The 17607-nt window shown below is 40.6% G+C and carries 15 protein-coding genes and 1 pseudogene; 11 read left to right on the plus strand and 5 right to left on the minus strand.

All coding sequences use genetic code 11. From position 1 onward, the window contains the following. Positions 1–96: 96 nt before the first annotated feature. The 6 genes and pseudogenes from IC619_RS16715 to IC619_RS04350 all read left to right on the plus strand — a co-directional run. Positions 97–334 (plus strand): annotated as a pseudogene (locus tag IC619_RS16715) (IS200/IS605 family transposase); the annotation flags it as partial. Between the two features lie 508 nt (positions 335–842). Beyond that, positions 843–1142: a YerC/YecD family TrpR-related protein gene (locus IC619_RS04330; RefSeq protein ID WP_191139305.1), complete on the plus strand. Its 300-nt coding sequence runs from the start codon at positions 843–845 to the stop codon at positions 1140–1142. Between the two features lie 324 nt (positions 1143–1466). Beyond that, positions 1467–3641, plus strand: coding sequence for a DNA helicase PcrA (gene pcrA, locus IC619_RS04335; protein WP_191139304.1), 2175 nt, complete (start codon positions 1467–1469; stop codon positions 3639–3641). A gap of 21 nt (positions 3642–3662) precedes the next feature. After that, positions 3663–5687: an NAD-dependent DNA ligase LigA gene (gene ligA, locus IC619_RS04340; RefSeq protein ID WP_191139303.1), complete on the plus strand. Its 2025-nt coding sequence runs from the start codon at positions 3663–3665 to the stop codon at positions 5685–5687. 247 nt (positions 5688–5934) lie between these two features. Further along, positions 5935–7623: a transglutaminase-like domain-containing protein gene (locus tag IC619_RS04345; RefSeq protein WP_191139302.1), complete on the plus strand. Its 1689-nt coding sequence runs from the start codon at positions 5935–5937 to the stop codon at positions 7621–7623. Positions 7624–7760: 137 nt separating this feature from the next. Further along, positions 7761–8789 carry a hypothetical protein gene (locus tag IC619_RS04350; RefSeq protein ID WP_191139301.1) on the plus strand — a complete coding sequence of 343 codons (1029 nt, stop codon included), beginning with the start codon at positions 7761–7763 and terminating at the stop codon, positions 8787–8789. A gap of 39 nt (positions 8790–8828) precedes the next feature. On the opposite strand, the gene IC619_RS04355 is transcribed toward IC619_RS04350, so the two are convergent. Genes IC619_RS04355 through IC619_RS04370 form a run of 4 tightly spaced genes read right to left on the minus strand, consistent with a single transcriptional unit; the run spans position 8829 to position 11612 of the window. Then, complete coding sequence (locus IC619_RS04355; RefSeq protein ID WP_191139300.1) at positions 8829–9557, minus strand: ABC transporter ATP-binding protein; 729 nt, start codon at positions 9555–9557, stop codon at positions 8829–8831. A 13-nt stretch (positions 9558–9570) separates the two neighbouring features. Beyond that, on the minus strand, positions 9571–10314 hold the full coding sequence (locus IC619_RS04360; RefSeq protein WP_347239759.1) for an ABC transporter permease: 744 nt from the start codon (positions 10312–10314) through the stop codon (positions 9571–9573). A gap of 1 nt (position 10315) precedes the next feature. Beyond that, a complete protein-coding gene (locus IC619_RS04365; RefSeq protein ID WP_191139298.1) occupies positions 10316–10609 on the minus strand; it encodes a thiamine-binding protein in 294 nt (97 codons plus the stop codon). A 1-nt stretch (position 10610) separates the two neighbouring features. Further along, positions 10611–11612 carry an ABC transporter substrate-binding protein gene (locus IC619_RS04370; protein WP_191139297.1) on the minus strand — a complete coding sequence of 334 codons (1002 nt, stop codon included), beginning with the start codon at positions 11610–11612 and terminating at the stop codon, positions 10611–10613. Between the two features lie 166 nt (positions 11613–11778). Here IC619_RS04370 and IC619_RS04375 point away from each other — a divergent pair, with 166 nt between their 5' ends. From IC619_RS04375 to IC619_RS04380, 3 genes are read left to right on the plus strand one after another with little or no spacing between them, the layout of a single operon-like run. Beyond that, positions 11779–12711 carry an RluA family pseudouridine synthase gene (locus IC619_RS04375; RefSeq protein WP_191139296.1) on the plus strand — a complete coding sequence of 311 codons (933 nt, stop codon included), beginning with the start codon at positions 11779–11781 and terminating at the stop codon, positions 12709–12711. A 54-nt stretch (positions 12712–12765) separates the two neighbouring features. Then, entirely contained in the window at positions 12766–12900 is a 135-nt protein-coding gene (locus IC619_RS17025) for a hypothetical protein (protein WP_283770925.1), read from the plus strand. A 23-nt stretch (positions 12901–12923) separates the two neighbouring features. Next, complete coding sequence (locus IC619_RS04380) at positions 12924–13187, plus strand: hypothetical protein (protein WP_191139295.1); 264 nt, start codon at positions 12924–12926, stop codon at positions 13185–13187. A gap of 225 nt (positions 13188–13412) precedes the next feature. Here the strand turns inward: IC619_RS04380 and IC619_RS04385 are convergent, their stop codons facing one another. After that, on the minus strand, positions 13413–13586 hold the full coding sequence (locus IC619_RS04385) for a hypothetical protein (protein ID WP_191139294.1): 174 nt from the start codon (positions 13584–13586) through the stop codon (positions 13413–13415). Positions 13587–13753: 167 nt separating this feature from the next. Between IC619_RS04385 and IC619_RS04390 the strand changes: the two genes are divergently transcribed. Together IC619_RS04390 and IC619_RS04395 are read left to right on the plus strand one after the other, a co-directional pair. After that, complete coding sequence (locus IC619_RS04390; protein ID WP_191139293.1) at positions 13754–16441, plus strand: transglycosylase domain-containing protein; 2688 nt, start codon at positions 13754–13756, stop codon at positions 16439–16441. A 118-nt stretch (positions 16442–16559) separates the two neighbouring features. Then, positions 16560–17597 carry a YkvI family membrane protein gene (locus IC619_RS04395; protein WP_191139292.1) on the plus strand — a complete coding sequence of 346 codons (1038 nt, stop codon included), beginning with the start codon at positions 16560–16562 and terminating at the stop codon, positions 17595–17597. Positions 17598–17607: the final 10 nt, after the last annotated feature.

Raw genomic sequence — 17607 nt, forward strand, 5'->3', positions numbered from 1 at the left:
CATTTTTTCTGAAAGAGTACACCCACTTCAAGCCTACATGATAATCGATCAGGCTGTATCTGAAAAGGTAAAGCAGATGTTTCAGTATATTTTAGACTGTTAACGTGGAACCACGATCAAGATCATATTCATGTGTTGTTCAAAGCACATCCCAAAACTGAGCTTTCCAAATTCATTAAGCTCCCGTATGATCAAAAAAGCGTTTCCTCATGTCAGAAAACAGTTGTGGAAAGCGTATTTCTGGTCAGAAGCTTCTGGGGATGCTCCCATTCATGTAGTAGAGCTGTACACTCTAAATCAAGGAAATTGGGCAGTTGTAGTAGTGCTGAAATGAATGTGAACTACTCACCACTAAAAGTGGTTGAGCTTCTCGTTTCATCTGGCGTAGCATCCTACATCCATCCACGAAGGCACATTCCATGCCCAAAAAGTCAGAAGCGTCAATTCGCTACACAGGAATCATTTTACGGTCGGACTGTTTCTTCCAACCAACCCAATACGATTCAGTTATCAAAGATCACTCGCACAATGGGACTTATTGTAGCAGAGTTTGTTGCTCTAAGCACCCTCAAAAAGCAGGAGGTACCGAGCAACGCTCACTTTCATCTACCCCATTGAAATGGGAAGGATTCTCGTTCGCAAATCCTAAAAGTCCTATCGCTCTATCCTTATTTATCGAGTATACTTAATCAGTACTATATACCTGCATAATTTGATGATTTGTATCAGTAGTGTTGATTAACCAAAACACAAGACAGTAAGATGGAAGAATCATGCAAATCAACACACCTGCATTTGTATGTCTTTTAAAATAGGGAAAATACACAGAAAGGAAGATGGAAATGCAATTAAATAAACTAAATAAGAAAGAAATGGAGCAACTATTTACTGCCATTTTAAACTTAAAAAATATGGAAGAGTGTTATCAGTTATTTGAAGATCTTTGTACGGTGGGTGAAGTGAAATCAATTGCACAGCGCTTAGAGGTGGCACGGATGCTAGAAGAAGGGTGTACATATAGCCAGATTGAATCGGAGACAGGTGCAAGTACGGCTACAATTTCACGCGTAAAAAGATGTCTCCACTATGGTACAAATGGTTATAAATTGGCATTAAAGCGACTTAAAGAAGAGAACGTATAATCGGCTACCGTCGTGTAGATTAACCAAAATATACGACGCTTAAATAAGGGAATCATGTAAATCAACTTGTTCTTTTACGATTTTTTCTTACACGCACCTATATCAGTTCTTTTACAAAGCTTGCCAATCGGCAAGTTTTCTTTATCTTTCGGATGCGTTCAGACTTCTACTTCTATAAGTGGAGCTTTAAACAGATTGATTCTCTGATGTTTCAGCCTTGGCTGAAACGAGTTCACTGTCATAAGTTGAGTAGTGTATAATGGAGCTTATGAGGATGGCCACGGACAAGCAATTGTATGGATAATTTGGATAGGAGCGTTGATGATGCATATATCAGAATCTATGGCAGATCAATTATTAACGGGACTCAATCCCGCACAACGACAGGCGGTTGAAACAACAGATGGACCCGTTCAGATCGTAGCGGGGGCGGGTAGTGGCAAAACGAGAGTTTTGACGCATCGTGTTGCGTACTTAATGGCTGATAAAAAAATACATCCTTGGAATATACTAGCTATAACTTTTACCAATAAGGCAGCGCGTGAAATGAAAGAGCGGATTGTAAAATTGGTGGGAGCAGTAGCAGAGGATATTTGGATTTCTACATTTCATTCCATGTGTGTGCGTATTTTACGACGAGATATAGATCGAATGGGATATTCACGTAGCTTTACAATTTTAGATACATCGGATCAATTGACCACGATCAAACAAGTTCTGAAAGAACATAATCTCGATCCCAAAAAATATGAGCCACGTGCCCTATTAAATAAGATTAGCTCCGCTAAAAATCAGATGCAGGGACCTGAGCAGATGAAATCAGGAGCGACTTCCTTTATGGATGAGGTGGCTGCGGATGTATATGAACAATACCAACGGAAACTACGTGCGAATGAATCATTAGATTTTGATGATCTACTCATGAAAACAGTACAACTGTTGACGCAAGATGATGAGGTGCGCGCTTATTACCAACGTAAGTTTCAATATATTCATGTTGATGAGTATCAAGATACTAACCACGTACAATACATGTTAGTTAAGCAATTGGCCGAGCATCACCAGAATATATGTGTCGTAGGAGATTCTGATCAGTCGATCTATCGTTTCCGTGGTGCAGACATTCAAAACATCTTAAATTTTGAGCGAGATTATCCGCGGGCATGCTTCATCAAATTAGAACAAAACTATCGCTCGACCAAGAAAATCTTAGCGGCTGCTAATCATTTGATTGCACATAACACAGAGCGTAAACCAAAAGATTTATGGACAGAAAATGATAGTGGCACCCCCATACAACGATTTGAAGCGGGTACGGAGCATGAAGAGGCTTTCTATGTCGCTGATCAAATCATGAAGGGGCGCAAAAGTGGTAAGACATATTCCGATTTTGCTGTGCTTTATCGTACAAATGCGCAATCACGTGTCCTAGAAGATGTACTTATGAAAGCGAATATTCCTTATACCATTGTAGGTGGCATCAAATTCTATGAAAGAAAAGAAATTAAGGATGTTTTAGCTTATTTACGATTGATCGTAAATCCACAAGACGACTTAAGCTTAAATCGTATTGTAAACGTACCACGCAGAGGTATAGGTGCTGCAACCATGGACAAAATCAGCACGTATGCCAATAATCATCAGCTCTCCTTGTTTCAAGCATTGCTAGAAGTGGAGCAAATCGGGCTAACGAAAAGAATAACAGGATTACTACAAAATTTTATTCGACTCATCCAAGAGTTACACGCGATGGCAGATTATTTGTCAGCACTTGAACTAACTGAAGAAATTTTAGTTCGAAGCGGCTATCGAGAGGAATTAAAAAAAGAAAATACACTAGAGGCAGCTAGCCGCATTGAAAATATTGAGGAGTTCCTATCGGTTGCTCAAGAATTTGAAAAACAAAATGAGGACAAGTCCTTAGTGGCTTTCTTGACTGATCTGGCTTTAATCTCAGATTTGGATCAAACAGATGATGCGGAAAAGCCAACCGAATCAGTCGCATTAATGACGTTGCATAGTGCTAAAGGGCTAGAATTCCCGCAAGTCTTTTTAGTTGGGATGGAGGAAGGAATTTTTCCACATAATCGCTCTTTGGGTGATGATGTAGAGATGGAAGAGGAACGTAGACTAGCTTATGTGGGAATTACACGAGCGGAAGAGATTTTACATGTTACACGGGCCAAATCACGTACGATCTATGGTCAGACGAATGCCAATCTACCCTCGCGTTTTCTAAAAGAAATTCCGGTAGAACTTACTGAGAACGTAGGAGAAAAACGTCCCCAATCTATTAAGAAAAAGGCCGTTATCCGTCCTCAAACGAATATGTCTCAATCCTGGCAGGTTGGAGATAAAGCACAACATCAGAAGTGGGGTGTCGGCACGGTAGTGAAAGTGCACGGAAGTGATGAAGAAATCGAACTAAATATTGCTTTTCCAGCACCTATAGGTGTGAAAAAGTTGTTAGCCAAATACGCTCCGATTCAAAAAATATAATTAAGAAGGGATACGACCCCATTGAAAGCTGATCAGGTACAAGAGCGAATAGAGAAGTTACAGAACGAGCTCAATGAACACAACTATCGCTACCATGTATTAGATGATCCTCTCATTCGTGATAATCAGTATGATGCTTTAATGAAAGAATTAAAAGAGTTAGAGGCACAGTTTCCACAATTCCAGACACCGGATTCACCCACACAGCGTGTCGGTGGTGCAGTCTTGCCTCACTTTGAAAAAGTGACACATCGTTCACCCATGCTTAGTCTTGGAAATGCTTTTGATGAGAAAGAATTACGAGAATTTGATGCGCGTGTACAAAAGCTGGCCCAAAGTGCTACTGTGCGCTATGTGTGTGAGTTAAAAATCGATGGTTTAGCCGTCTCCCTCCAGTATGAGGAAGGTATTTTTGTTCAAGGGGCAACACGGGGTGACGGGCAAATTGGTGAAGATATTACACAAAACCTAAAAACGATACGTTCCCTTCCATTACGCTTAAAAAGACCGATTACGATTGAAGCACGTGGTGAAGCTTTTATGCCGAAGGAAGCTTTTGCCCGTTTAAATCGAGAGAAAGAGGCCAGAGGGGAAGTCTTATTTGCTAATCCACGTAATGCAGGTGCGGGTTCATTACGTCAGCTTGATTCAAAGTTAGCGGCTGAGCGCACATTGGATTTGTTCATATATGGTTTAAATCATACGGATGAGAAAGGATATGAAACCCATTCAGAGGCCTTACATGGTTTAGTTGACTTAGGTTTTAAAGTAAATCCAGAATGGAAAAAAATAGAAGATATTGATGGAGTAATTGCTTATATTAAACACTGGACAGAGCGACGCTCTGATCTTGGATATGAAATTGATGGTATTGTGGTGAAAGTGGATGATTTGAAATTACGAGAAAAAATGGGTTACACGGCCAAAAGTCCGCGTTGGGCAATCGCATACAAATTTCCTGCGGAAGAGTCTGTAACAAGGTTAACGGATATTCAATTGAAAGTAGGGCGCACTGGAGCGGTTACGCCTACTGCTTATCTAGAGCCGGTTACGTTGGCAGGTACTACGGTGAAGCGTGCAACTTTACACAATGAGGATTTTATTCACGAAAAAGGAATTCGCTTAGGTGATTATGTGATTGTTAAAAAAGCGGGTGACATTATTCCAGAAGTGGTAGCTGTAGTAAAAGACAGACGCACAGGAGAAGAAAAAGCGTTTACGATGCCTACTCATTGTCCGGAATGCCATAGTAAACTTGTACGACTAGAAGGAGAAGTGGCACTTCGATGTGTGAATCCAAATTGTCCTGCACAGACACGTGAAGGGATTATTCATTTTGTATCTCGAAATGCGATGAATATTGACGGTTTAGGCGAAAAAGTAGTGACACAATTATTTGAGCGCGGGCTGGTACGAGGAGTAGCTGATTTATACGATCTAGATCGTGACCAACTACTTGAGATGGAAAGAATGGGTGAAAAGTCGGTCGATAACTTATTACAAGCGATTGAAAAAAGCAAAGAAAATTCGCTTGAAAAGCTGTTGTTCGGTATAGGGATTCGCTTTGTTGGTGCAAAAGGAGCAAAAGTTTTAGCGGCGCACTATCTGGATATGGACAAATTGATGTTAGCTACTCCCTCCGAATTGGAGAATATTGAAGAGATTGGACCTAAGATGGCGGATAGTTTGTATACTTATTTGAACAAACCTGAAGTTCTTGAAATGATTCAACGCTTGAAAGAAGTCGGCGTAAATATGAGATTTAAAGGGAACGTAGCAACGGTAACCTCAGAATCGGAAGAGACCTTTTTTAGTGGTAAAACGGTTGTATTAACAGGCACGATGGAAATCTTCACACGTGAAGAGGCTAAACACTTACTTGAATCATTAGGAGCAAAGATAACAGGTAGTGTAAGTAAAAAGACAGATTTACTTGTAGCAGGTGAAAAGGCGGGCTCCAAGTTGGAGAAAGCACAAAAGTTAGGGATCGACGTGTGGGACGAAGAACAACTTAAAAATGCCTTAGAAGAAACGGGTCAACTTTGATCGCATTTCTGTCAAATCACTACATCGATTGAATATGGATGTAGTGATTTTGATTGATATAAGCTAAACTCATATCATATCGTGCATAAAAAAAAGGTGTTATAATAAAATTGAAAAAAGAAAGATGAGTTGACTGAAGTGAACGCATTTCAGTCAAGGCTCGAATATCGGAGAATCAAGTGAAACGCCTGATCTGGAATCAAATCAATTATTTTCCTTTTAAATGATAAATGAGAGGCAGACTAATATGCATTTGCATCGAAAACGTTTTATTCCTATTGGATATCTTTTGCTTAGTATCATTGTGCTAGTGGCATGTGAAAACCCTTTAACCTGGATATCACAAACGCCCAATCAGACCGTTTCGGATGATCCATTTGACCAAATGGCTTATGAGAAGAATAAGGAATTAAGGCTAGAGAAACAAGAATTAACAGGATATGCAAAGGATTTATCCATACAAATCGATTCTCCAATGTATAAAGAGTTTGCTGCCAACAGTACAGTGCTGGTATCTGGAAAGATCGGAAAACATAAGCAACTTAGTCAACGTCATCTGTGGATTAAAGTTGAGAAAAAAACAGATTTAATCGAAGATATGCCTATGCAGTTTAATTACTATCTGCCAATAAACAGTGCCGATTTTTCAAAAAAAATTCATCTTTTTGCTGGGATAGGAGAGTATCAACTTACCTTGCTTGTTTCGGGAGAGAATAAAGAAGAATACTATCCACTTTCTACTACACATGTTATCAATGTAAACCCAGCGATTAAACGAGATATTAGCTATAGTTTCGAAGCAATTGAGAACGGACTGAAGCTTCATACACCCCATGCAGGTATAGAAGAGCAAGAAGGTGTTTTCCAATTAAATGGTGTTACGAACACAGATGAATTATTAATAGAGACCCGTAAAGGAAATCAAAAATGGCAACAGGTGTTGCGTGTAAAAAATAAAACATTTCGGGTAGATATTCCTTTGTTATTTGGTGAGGGTAAACATGATATAAAAGTGATGCTTCCTGATTCGTCGAAGAAGAACTACTATCTTGATGGCGCTTCCTTTATTGTAGATAACCGTTCTACAGCGGTACGCAATCCCATTCGATTTACTGCGCTATATCAACAACGAGGCGTACACCTAACCAAACCGATAGCAGGTGGTGAACTAGCTTCGGATAACTTACCGTTTGAAGGTACGATTGATCCAGATGGTAAAAAGGCGCGGGAAACCGAGTATATGATTGTACAAACTGTAAAAGGGAAAGATAAAGCAACTTACTTTATTCCAGTTCGTGATTTTGCATTTACAGGAGAAATTCCGTTCCGCTTTGGGGCAGGTCAGTATGATGTATTATTATTTGTCCCTGAGATAACAGATGAAAACCGTGATTTTTTTCGTTTTTTTACCGTAGCTAGTTTTCAGATAGAAAGCAAGAAGCAAGAAGATCTACGAGATTTACTACCTTCTCGAGGTATTCCGTCTGACAATGAGAAAATCATTGCTTTAGGTAAAAAGATTACGCCTGACAAGACAACCGATTATGATAAAGCGAAGGCGATTTATCAATATGTAGCACAAAATATGAAATATGATATGAAAAAACTACGTCATAATACGTTTGCTTGGGATGATGGAGCACTTAAATCACTTGAACGACAATCAGGGGTTTGCCAAGATTTTGTCTTCCTAGCGATTGCTTTATTACGTGCTGAAGGGATACCCGCTCGCTTTGTTGAAGGAGAAGCGGGTAATCAGCAGCATGCATGGATTGAAGCGAGGATAGATAATCGCTGGCTTACCATGGATCCGACATGGGGATCTGGTTATATTACACACCATGGTACATTTGTCCGTCGTTATGACGCGAAGTATTTTGATCCACCAGCTACACAATTTAAACAAACGCATAAAAGAAATGGTTTGATGTACTAACACAGCTGCGAAATCATTCGCGGCTTTTCTTTATGAATGCGTGTCTGCTGTTGCGATTCTCTTTTACTCGCATAAGATAATGGGATGAATGAGAGAAGGGGGAACGAATTATCGCAAACTATCATGAAGCCATTATCGTGAAAAAGGCTTGGGAAAATCGATTATTAGGTCAAGCTGGCATATTTGGTGTGGGTATAGGCGCATTAGATAGTAGGAGAATAGCAAGCGGATCTGCCATTATGATTTATGCAGATCGCAACGCAACGATGCCTGCTACAGGTAATCTTGAAACCCGATATCGAGGAAGATTGATTGTAGTCCCTTTTCGGAAGATTCAAAGTGGTCGCTTTATAGCTAGACAAGAAAGGTTTTCGGAACGATTTCAGAGACGAATTCGGCCGGTAATTGCAGGATATAGTGTGGGAAATGAACAATCTACAGGTACTGTAGGGGTTATCGTTACGAATTCGACATCTCCAAGCGTAAATTTGTTTCTGCTAAGTAACAATCACGTATTATTAAAGGATAATACGGGGAGAAATGTGACGCTACAACCTGGTCGTGTTGATGGTGGACGTGCCCCAAATGATGTAATCGGTGTTACTGGTAAATTTATAAGACTAGAAAGGAATAACTTCAATGTATTAGATGTTTGTCTAACCAATCCGATTTCTGATAGGACCCTTGCTCCTCTATATGCAACAGTGGGAGGAGTACCAGGCCACATGCGAAATTTTAGTATCGGTGAGCTGTTTTATAAAGTAGGGAGAACGACAGGAAGGACGGAAGGATTTGTTGAAGCAGTCGATGTCACCTTAGAGGTTTCATTTGGTGAAGCCTTAGGAAACCTTACATTTGTCAATCAATCTATTATTCGTTCGCAAAATGGAGCGGTCTCGCTACAGGGAGACTCAGGATCTGTATGGCTAAGACAAGAAGATAACTTTGCAACTGCAGTAAATTTTGCTGGTGATGAAAGTGGTTTATTCTCTGTTTCTTTTAATATTCATTGGGCCTTACAAGTGTTGAATCAGACGATTGCGCAGCCAGGGGGCGGAAGTGGGCAAGTGAAAAATACAGCTGTAGGTAGTCGATATACACGTACACGACCGCTGACGATTGCAGAAAGAGAACAGATTCGTGATGCATTGGTTACTTTTTCTTGAAAAAAACCAAGTGGAAGATCGTTTCCACTTGGTTTTATATTAGATAAGTGCTTCTTCAATTTTCTGGGTAAGCTCACGCCATCCCGTGGCTTGATGTTTCTTTTGACGTTCATTCATAGGAATAGAAACATGAAAAACATGACTTACTTGAAGCGGAGAGGCGTGACATACATAGATACGATCAGACAGCAAGATGGCTTCTTCTATACTATGGGTGATAAATAAGACGGTTCGCTTTTCTTCTTTGAGAATGAGTTGGAGCCAGTTCTGCATCTTAGTACGCGTGAGCGCATCAAGGGCTCCAAAAGGCTCATCTAGACATAGTATTGGTTTATCTTCGGCTAAGGTACGGATAAAAGCGACTCTTTGTTGCATGCCGCCAGATAGCTGATGGGGATAGTGATGGGCTACTTCTGCTAAACCAGCACGCTCCAATAATTGATGAATCTCACTTAATGCGGGTTTCTTCTTTCGAATCTCGTATGCAATCTGTACATTTTGCTGTACGGTACGCCAAGGTAATAAGGATGGAGATTGTGGCATATAGGAGACTTGACCACGTTTTCCTACAATAGACTGCGATTCTAATAAAATTTGACCGGATTGGGGTTGAAGTAAACCACCGATCAAATAAAATAAAGTACTTTTTCCGCTCCCAGATGGCGCGATGATCGATACGAATTGACCATCAGTCACCTCTAAGGACAGATTTTTCATAATCGTGGTAGTTCCATACGCAAAGGAGATGTTTTGAACGGATAAATGCATGGTAATTCTCTCCTTATGGGTTCTGTTTCCAGTGTAAAATGAAACGCTCAATCCATGAAATTATGATGAAAAAACATATACTCAATATGACGATAAACGTGATTGCCACAAAAACACGATCTGTTCGAAAGGATTTAGAAGACAAGGTTAATAGAACACCTAACCCTTTTTGTGAGCCGAGCCATTCTGAAATCACTGCACCCATCACACTGTAAGTAGCGGATAATTTGAGACCTGAGAAGAAAGATGGGAGAGCAGATGGCCACTCTAACTTAATAAATCGTTGCCACCTTGAAGCGCCTGCCATCTTCAAATAGGTTTGCAAAGTAGGGTCTGTCTGTGTGAATCCATCTAATGTAGAGACGACAATAGGGAAAAAGCAAATCAACATGACAATGGTAATCTTAGGTCCAACGCCAAAACCAAACCACATGACCAATAAGGGGGCAAGTGCAATTAATGGGATGTTTTGTGAGATCAGAATAAAGGGATAAAAAATGCGTTGTAAAAAAGGAATGAGATAAAGCACCGTGGCTATGCCAACACCCAACACTAAGCCACTCATTAGTCCGAATATGGAAATGGTAAACGTACTGCGTAAATTTTCAAAAATACGATCGCGTATTTCCCAAGTTTCTCGCAAAATATCATATGGGGAGGGAAGTAGCCATGTCTCTATCGCAAATAGAATCACAATCGCCTCCCACAGCAGTAGGAAGACGATAGATGTGATCAAGACCGGAAACCATGTTTTCATCTTATTCATCATATTTTGCAGTTAATTGGTTCATGGAGATGCCATTTTCATCATAACAAACCTTGATTTGAGCCAACATTTTTTTACAGCCGATCTGAACGAGTTGATCTTTAATTTCCGGGATGAGCTGAAGTAACTGAGCCAATTCTCCCTCAATTGTTGTTTCTAGCGGCCCTACGCGATAAGGAACACCGGCTTGTTGAATGACGGAAATGGCATGGTTAATATAAGGGATAGGGTCTTCGCCATTAGCAGGTTGTGGAATGATTTGAACGCTTACAAGTGATTGCGCCATATTATTTGCCCCCTTCAGGTAGAAATTGATTGGTGAAGGCCGATTTGGCATCAAATTTCCCCTCTAAAACACCGTGTTTACGCATCCAATCAGCATAATTTGTCCATATTTCTTCTTTTTGAGTACCCCACTGTGTTGCATCCGCTTGATAGCGAGGGCTGAGCCACTCCTGACTTTTTTTCACGAGTTCTCCATTTAGATCGGGTTCAGCTTGGATTAAAATGTCAGCGGCTGCTTGTGGTTGCTCAATGGCAAATTGATATCCTCTACTTACGGCTTTCATAAAAGCAGCAACGGTTTCTGTATTTTCTTTAATATTTTTTTCGTTTGAAATGATGACGGGGGTATAATAATCTAATTCTTTTGCGTAATCCGTCAAATAGATCATATTTAAGTCTTGACCGCGCAGTTCTGCTTCTATACCCGTCCATCCATAATATATCCAAGAAAAGTCAATGTTTTTCTTTATAGCGGTAAAGAAATCGACATTACCAATCGGCGTAATTTGTACTTTCTTTACATCAGCTTGCTCTTCACTCATTAGTGAAGCGATCATTTGTTCTTCAACCGGTGAACCAAATCCTCCATAGACTTTCCCTTCAAAGTTTTTGGGTGTTTCAATGTTTTTCTCTTTTAAAGAAGCAAATCCCGAAGTATTATGCTGTAGGATGGCGGCAATCGAAACGATCGGGACATTCTGGGTACGTGCTTGAGTGACGCCTTCCTGATAACTTACACCAAAATCAGCTTGTCCAGCAGCAACCATCTGTTCTGCTCCTGCTTCTCCAGGCTGGATAATGGATACATTTAACCCTTCTTCTTTAAAGTAACCTTTATCACGTGCAACATAAAGTCCAGTGTGATTCGTATTTGGTGTCCAATCTAAAACGAGCTTTACTTCTTTTATGTTCGTTTGCTCTTGCTCTCCTGTGGGTTCATTCGTAGGGGAGCAAGCGGTTAATGTAAACATCGATGCGAGTAATATCAAAAGCCATTTCTTCATTCTCTTATTCTCCTTTAAGTGATGGGATGTACCAGATAACAACTACATATAGGTATCCAAATATAGGGAGTGGTCTCGCGCACCATTATACGAAACGGAATCTCGTTTGTCTACTTAAGTGATGGTATACTGTTGAATATCTTAAGATAAACGAGAGGTATGTTGGATGACGAATCAAAAAGTGATGACGACCTATTCGCATCTGGTAGAAGAACAAGATGATGGAAAAATGTTACAGCAAGTTTTACAGAATAAGTTTCGATTCTCACGTAAAATGATGACACGCATGAAACTAAGCGGCATGGTTACGGTCAACGGAGAATCGATGTTCTTTACAGCACGCGTGCACAAAAATGATCATATTCGTATTCAAATCTTTCAAGAAGAAGCGGCTTATATTCTACCTGAACCGGTCCCATTTGTCGTAATTGATGAAGATGAGGATCTATTGATTGTGGCGAAGCCACCGGGTGTAGTGGTCCACCCGACCAATGGTTATCCTAATGGGACACTGGCAAATGGGGTCATGCATTACTGGAAGGAGCGAGGGGAAACGTATTTGTTTCGGCCAGTGACAAGGTTAGACCGTGATACATCAGGGTTGATGGTAATCGCTAAACATGCTTATGCACATGCTTTTTTAGCAGAACAAATGAAAAAGAAAAGGTATCAAAGAACTTACTATGCGGTCTGTCACCATCCCATTGCACAGGCAACCGGAACCATTCACATGCCGATTGATCGAGATCCTGACCAACCGATGTATCGGAAAGTGGTGGAAGCAGGACATGGTTACCCTGCTATCACGCATTATGAGGTTGTTGAACAGTTTTCATCTGCCAGCTGGGTGCGTCTTCAATTGGAAACAGGACGTACGCATCAGATTCGTGTGCATTTAAAAGCAATTGGACATCCCATTTTTGGAGATGCATTATATGGTACTGGAGATGACCATCTAGAAATAAATCGACAAGCCTTACATGCTACATCTCTGAAACTTTTCCACCCCCGCTTACGAACGTGGAAAGAATGGTCGATGCCCTTACCAGAAGATATGAAGCAGTTAGTGAGTCAATTAAGATCTAATGATCATGTATAAGAAGTTTTTGGACGTAAATACTAGAGATAACTTTAATCATTTAGGAGGATTCACTTGCATAAACGAGAGCAGCAATATGATGGTGACATCGATAATCTTTATCGGGACATACAAACTTTGTCAAATACCTTCCATGCTTTCCCAACTGTGTCAAATGAAGACGAACTAGATGAAGAACGTGCCGATTAGACTGTAGATTTGAGGTGAGTTTTTTGTTATTTGATAGTAATGGTCCTTTCTTTTCCATTTTGGAATGGCAAGTAGTGGGGGCGTTAACGATATGTAGTTGGTTGTTTCACTGGATAACTAAAAACCGCTTTTTAGGGACCGTTGCAATTGCAAGTACAGCAACTATACTGTTGGCATCTGCTTTATGGGAAAGTTTGGAGCCTCTTGGGATGATAACTTGTATGGTGGGTGCAGCTGTCATGTTGGTATGGATGGCAAAGCGAATACTGGAGACAAAAATAAATTAAGCCAAAGCCACACTTCGTGGCTTTTTTATTTATACTTAGGCTGTGAACAGCGTATAATGTGATAGAATACTGTATGTCATTTCATTTCTGATACAGGTACTGGGGGTTTCACAAATTTAAACTTTCATGTAAAATAAGCATAAGGTTAATGTAACATTCCTGTAATATTTAGTTGAGAGAATTTCGGGTGAAATGATTTATGACACCCGACATTTTGTAGTTCGTTTACGTATCCGGAGATGAACGTTTAAAAAACCAACCTAATCCAAACCAAAAACCGGAACCCACCAGTCCAAGTATGAACAGACTGGTGCCTGCTACTTTCCATAGAAAGAATGAAGCGAGTAGCGCTAAGACCCCGGTAAAATTACATGCAAAAACGGCAGCTTTCATATTCATGCTTGTCACCTCGCCCATCATCATATCATAGTCAGTAAGTAAGTTGAATTACATTTTTGACCAGAACTTATCTCCGTGATTTTTTACTACATGGGCAGGAGTGAGTTATTTGAATTTGTTAAATTATGGATAATCAGAGAGTTGGATTGCCGTAGGAGGTTAGTAATATGAGTGATATACACAATCGCAATGGAAATGATGGAGCGCCTCCTCTGCGAACGAGAAGTGAACGAATTGGATCACGTTCTCGTTCGGGGCGTTCAAATGGTTCGGGCCGTAAAAATGGCAAAGGCCCGCAAAAAGGCTGGAAGCGCTTTTTTAACTGGAAATGGATTACCTTAGTCGCGATTACAACCATCTTATTGATGATTGGTGGATTTTCAGCAGTTGTACTTGCAGGTACAACATATGGCGACAAGCTTGAGAAGATTCAAAAAGGGGATTTCGGAAACGCGAGTAAAATATTGGCGAATGATAACAAAACCATTATTGCTCGGATTGGCTCTGAAAACCGAGAGTCAGTGGATATCGAAGTCTTGAAAGAGAAGAATCCGATGTTGCTCGATACTTTTGTCAAGACAGAAGATCGTCGTTTTTATGATCATAGTGGGCTTGATTTTCAAGGTTTGGCGCGAGCTGTTGTAAAAAATATCTTTACTGGTAGTCGTCAAGGCGCAAGTACCTTAACACAGCAATTATGTAAGAATGTGGTGCTGGAAAACACAGAACAAACGTATACGCGTAAAATCAATGAATTGGCATGTGCCTTAAACTTAGAGAAAAAAGCATCAAAAGATGAAATTCTTGAAGCATACCTAAATTATAACTTCCTAGGAAACCGTGTCCACGGGGTACAAATGGCTTCTAAAATTTATTTTAACAAAGATTTGACCAAACAGACACTTGACCCTCACGAAGTTGCATTACTCGCAGGATTGCCTAAAGCGCCAACTGCCTATAATCCATATGCAAATCCAGAGAAGGCAAAAGTCCGGCGTAATGTCATTTTAATGGATGTGATGCCATTGGATGATGAGATTAAGCCACTCATTACGGACGAAGAAGCCAAAAAATATGCTGAAAAAGACCTCGGTGTGGATAAGAAATATGTGGATCAACATTTAAAGACAGCTAAATATGATGCATATAAAGATTACGTAGAAAAAGAGTTAGAATCACGTTATGGTCTTAAATATGATGATTTACAGTCAGCCGGTTACTTAATTAAGACTGGTTTTGATGTAAAAACGCAGCAAGCAGTGGAAAATGCTTATGCTAATAGTAAATCTTTACTTAAAGATAAAGGGAAATATTTAGGGGACAATGCAGATTTCGGTGTTACGATGTTAGATCCAAAAACGGGTCTGATTAAAGCGATCGGCGGTGGCCGTAATTATACGGCTAAAGCAAGTATTCGTTCACTAGAACTTAAACAACCAGGTTCATCGATTAAACCCCTCACCGTTTATACACCGGCTATTATGGATCAGGATATGAACGAGTACAGTATACTGAAAGATATTGATTATCCTACAGATGTTCGGAATTGGAATCCCTCAAACTACACGGGTGGAGCGCAAGGTAATGTGACGATGGAGAAAGCCGTCCTAAAATCATTGAATAAATCAGCGGCTTGGACACTTGCTGAAAAAGTTTCTCTGTCACGAGCTGTTGATGTGGGAAAAAAACTGGGGCTCCCCATTTTAGAGGCGGATATCGGCTACTCACCGCTAGCATTAGGTGGGATGTCAAAAGGTGTAACGACGGTGCAGATGGCACAAGCATACTCCGTTTATCCAAACTTTGGATCATATATTCCGGCACATGCTGTCAAGCAAGTGACGTACAATGATGAGGATAAAGAAGAAATTAAGCCTGACAAACCACTAAAAAAGGTAACCGTATTTGACCCGAAGTCTACGTACTACATGACACGGATGCTTGAGAAAAATATACAAAGTGGTACCGGGGTAAAAGCAAAAATAGCTGATGGTAGGGCATTAGCTGGTAAAACAGGGACAACTAACGGAAATAAAGAAGGATGGTTTGTTGGATATACGCCTAATTTAGTTGGTGCTGTGGATGTTTTTTATCCTTTAAATGATAAGCCAAAAAATCTTGGTGTAGGTGGTGGGGGTGCTCCAGCCGCCATCTTTAGTGAGATTGTTTCAGAAGCAGTTGCAGGTACAGAAAAACAAAGCTTTAAAAAGCCTAAAGATGTAGCAGAACCTAAAAAACCATTTAAATTAGAAGCACCACAGTTAAAGGCTTCTAAAGGTGATGCTGTCGTCCATCTGAGCTGGCAAAAGCAAAACGAACGTGTGAGCTATCGGATAGAACGTTATGATGATGAGGGGGGGAATTGGCAAGAGATCGGTCAAGCTCCTGGCGGATCAACGGCTTACTCCGACACCAATATTCAAATCCCTGAATTGGAAGATGGCTTTCTAGATGGGCTTGAGAATATGTTTAGGAAAAAGGAAAAAACATATCATTATCGTGTGATTGCGATTGATACACAAGCGAAAGAAAATGATGAGCGTGAATTGACTTCCAATGAAGAAAAAGTAACTTTTAAAGCTAAGAAAAAAGGAAATGATGATAACGACGGCGGAAACGACGGCGGAAATGACGGCGGAAACGACGGCGGAAATGACGGCGGAAACGACGGCGGAAATGACGGCGGAAACGACGGCGGAAACGACGGCGGAAACGACGGCGGAAACGACGGCGGAAATGACGGCGGAAACGACGGCGGAAACGACGGTCGTGGAAATGACGGTCGTGGAAATGACGGCCGTGGAAACGGCGGCGGAGGAAACGGCGGCGGAGGAAACGGCGGCTTTGGATTTTAATCTATAAAAAGAAGCGGTTGACAGTTGATGTCAACCGCTTCTTTTTATCTAAGTGGTTCTAAGTTCGTCCCTCTTTTCATAATTTGGTTGCAGGACAAGTCGCGTAGGGGGATGAATAGTGACGAACCGATGGATGAATTCGCTAAAAATAGGTTTTACTTATATTGGTACAGTAGTAGGGGCTGGTTTTGCATCAGGACAAGAAATCTTACAGTTTTTCAGTTTATTTGGATGGTGGGGTACAATCGGCATAATGGTGAGCACCGTGTTGTTTATCTGGTTAGGCACACGGATGATGTTAATGGGGCATCTATTACAAGCCAAATCTTATGAAGAAGTGAATCACTATCTATTTGGAGAGCGTATAGGACACTGGGTTTCTATATTTGTGGGTATTACATTATTTGGTGTAACGACAGCAATGATGGCAGGAACAGGTGCGCTATTTGAAGAACAAATCGGTCTCTCATTCCATGTGGGTGTTATCGGGACAGCTGTGTTAGCTTACATGGTCATCATTCGTGGCATGGAAGGAATCTTGTCTATCAATGCACTGGTTGTGCCACTTATGCTCCTTTTTATGTTATTGATTGGGATTCATAGCTGGCAAACGAGAGACTTTTCTCAATTGGCCCAATTGGAACCGAGCAATCATACTGGAAATTGGTTGTTTTCAGCTTTAACCTATGTCGCTTTTAATCTCGCGATGTCACAAGCTGTATTGGTACCATTAGGGGCCGAAATTTCCGACAAAATTACAATTCGAATTGGTGGATGGATAGGTGGAGTAGGGCTAGGACTGATGTTATTGATCGGTCATATCGCTATGCAGCTACGTCTTGATCAAATGATATCGTTAGATATTCCGATGGCTCTTGTAATTGAAGTATTAGGAGTAGGCATTAAAATGTTTTTTTTACTTGTGATGTGGGGAGAAGTATTTACGACATTGATCGGAAATGTTTATGGTTTAGCGGCTAATCTCGAATCTGCTGTACCCATGGGAAAGAAAAGATTAATGGCCCTCATCTTTATTTGTGCATATGCGTTTTCATTACTAGGCTTTCCAACATTGGTTAGTTATTTATACCCCTTATTTGGATATTGCGGCATGTTTATCATCGCTTTGTTAATTGTTCGGAAGTTACCAGCTTAACAATTGAGGT

The sequence above is a fragment of the Polycladospora coralii genome (assembly GCF_014773435.2).
GTDB classification, from domain to species: Bacteria; Bacillota; Bacilli; order Thermoactinomycetales; family Thermoactinomycetaceae; genus Polycladospora; species Polycladospora coralii.

What these genes read in the sequence shown, in the direction of transcription:
- IC619_RS04330 (WP_191139305.1), top strand. Translation starts at nt 843, where the DNA reads ATGCAATTAAATAAACTAAATAAGAAAGAAATGGAGCAACTATTTACT.
- pcrA (WP_191139304.1), top strand. Translation starts at nt 1,467, where the DNA reads ATGCATATATCAGAATCTATGGCAGATCAATTATTAACGGGACTCAAT.
- IC619_RS04345 (WP_191139302.1), top strand. Translation starts at nt 5,935, where the DNA reads ATGCATTTGCATCGAAAACGTTTTATTCCTATTGGATATCTTTTGCTT.
- IC619_RS04355 (WP_191139300.1), bottom strand. Translation starts at nt 9,557, where the DNA reads ATGCATTTATCCGTTCAAAACATCTCCTTTGCGTATGGAACTACCACG.
- IC619_RS04360 (WP_347239759.1), bottom strand. Translation starts at nt 10,314, where the DNA reads ATGAAAACATGGTTTCCGGTCTTGATCACATCTATCGTCTTCCTACTG.
- IC619_RS04365 (WP_191139298.1), bottom strand. Translation starts at nt 10,609, where the DNA reads ATGGCGCAATCACTTGTAAGCGTTCAAATCATTCCACAACCTGCTAAT.
- IC619_RS04370 (WP_191139297.1), bottom strand. Translation starts at nt 11,612, where the DNA reads ATGAAGAAATGGCTTTTGATATTACTCGCATCGATGTTTACATTAACC.
- IC619_RS04375 (WP_191139296.1), top strand. Translation starts at nt 11,779, where the DNA reads ATGACGAATCAAAAAGTGATGACGACCTATTCGCATCTGGTAGAAGAA.
- IC619_RS04385 (WP_191139294.1), bottom strand. Translation starts at nt 13,586, where the DNA reads ATGAATATGAAAGCTGCCGTTTTTGCATGTAATTTTACCGGGGTCTTA.
- IC619_RS04390 (WP_191139293.1), top strand. Translation starts at nt 13,754, where the DNA reads ATGAGTGATATACACAATCGCAATGGAAATGATGGAGCGCCTCCTCTG.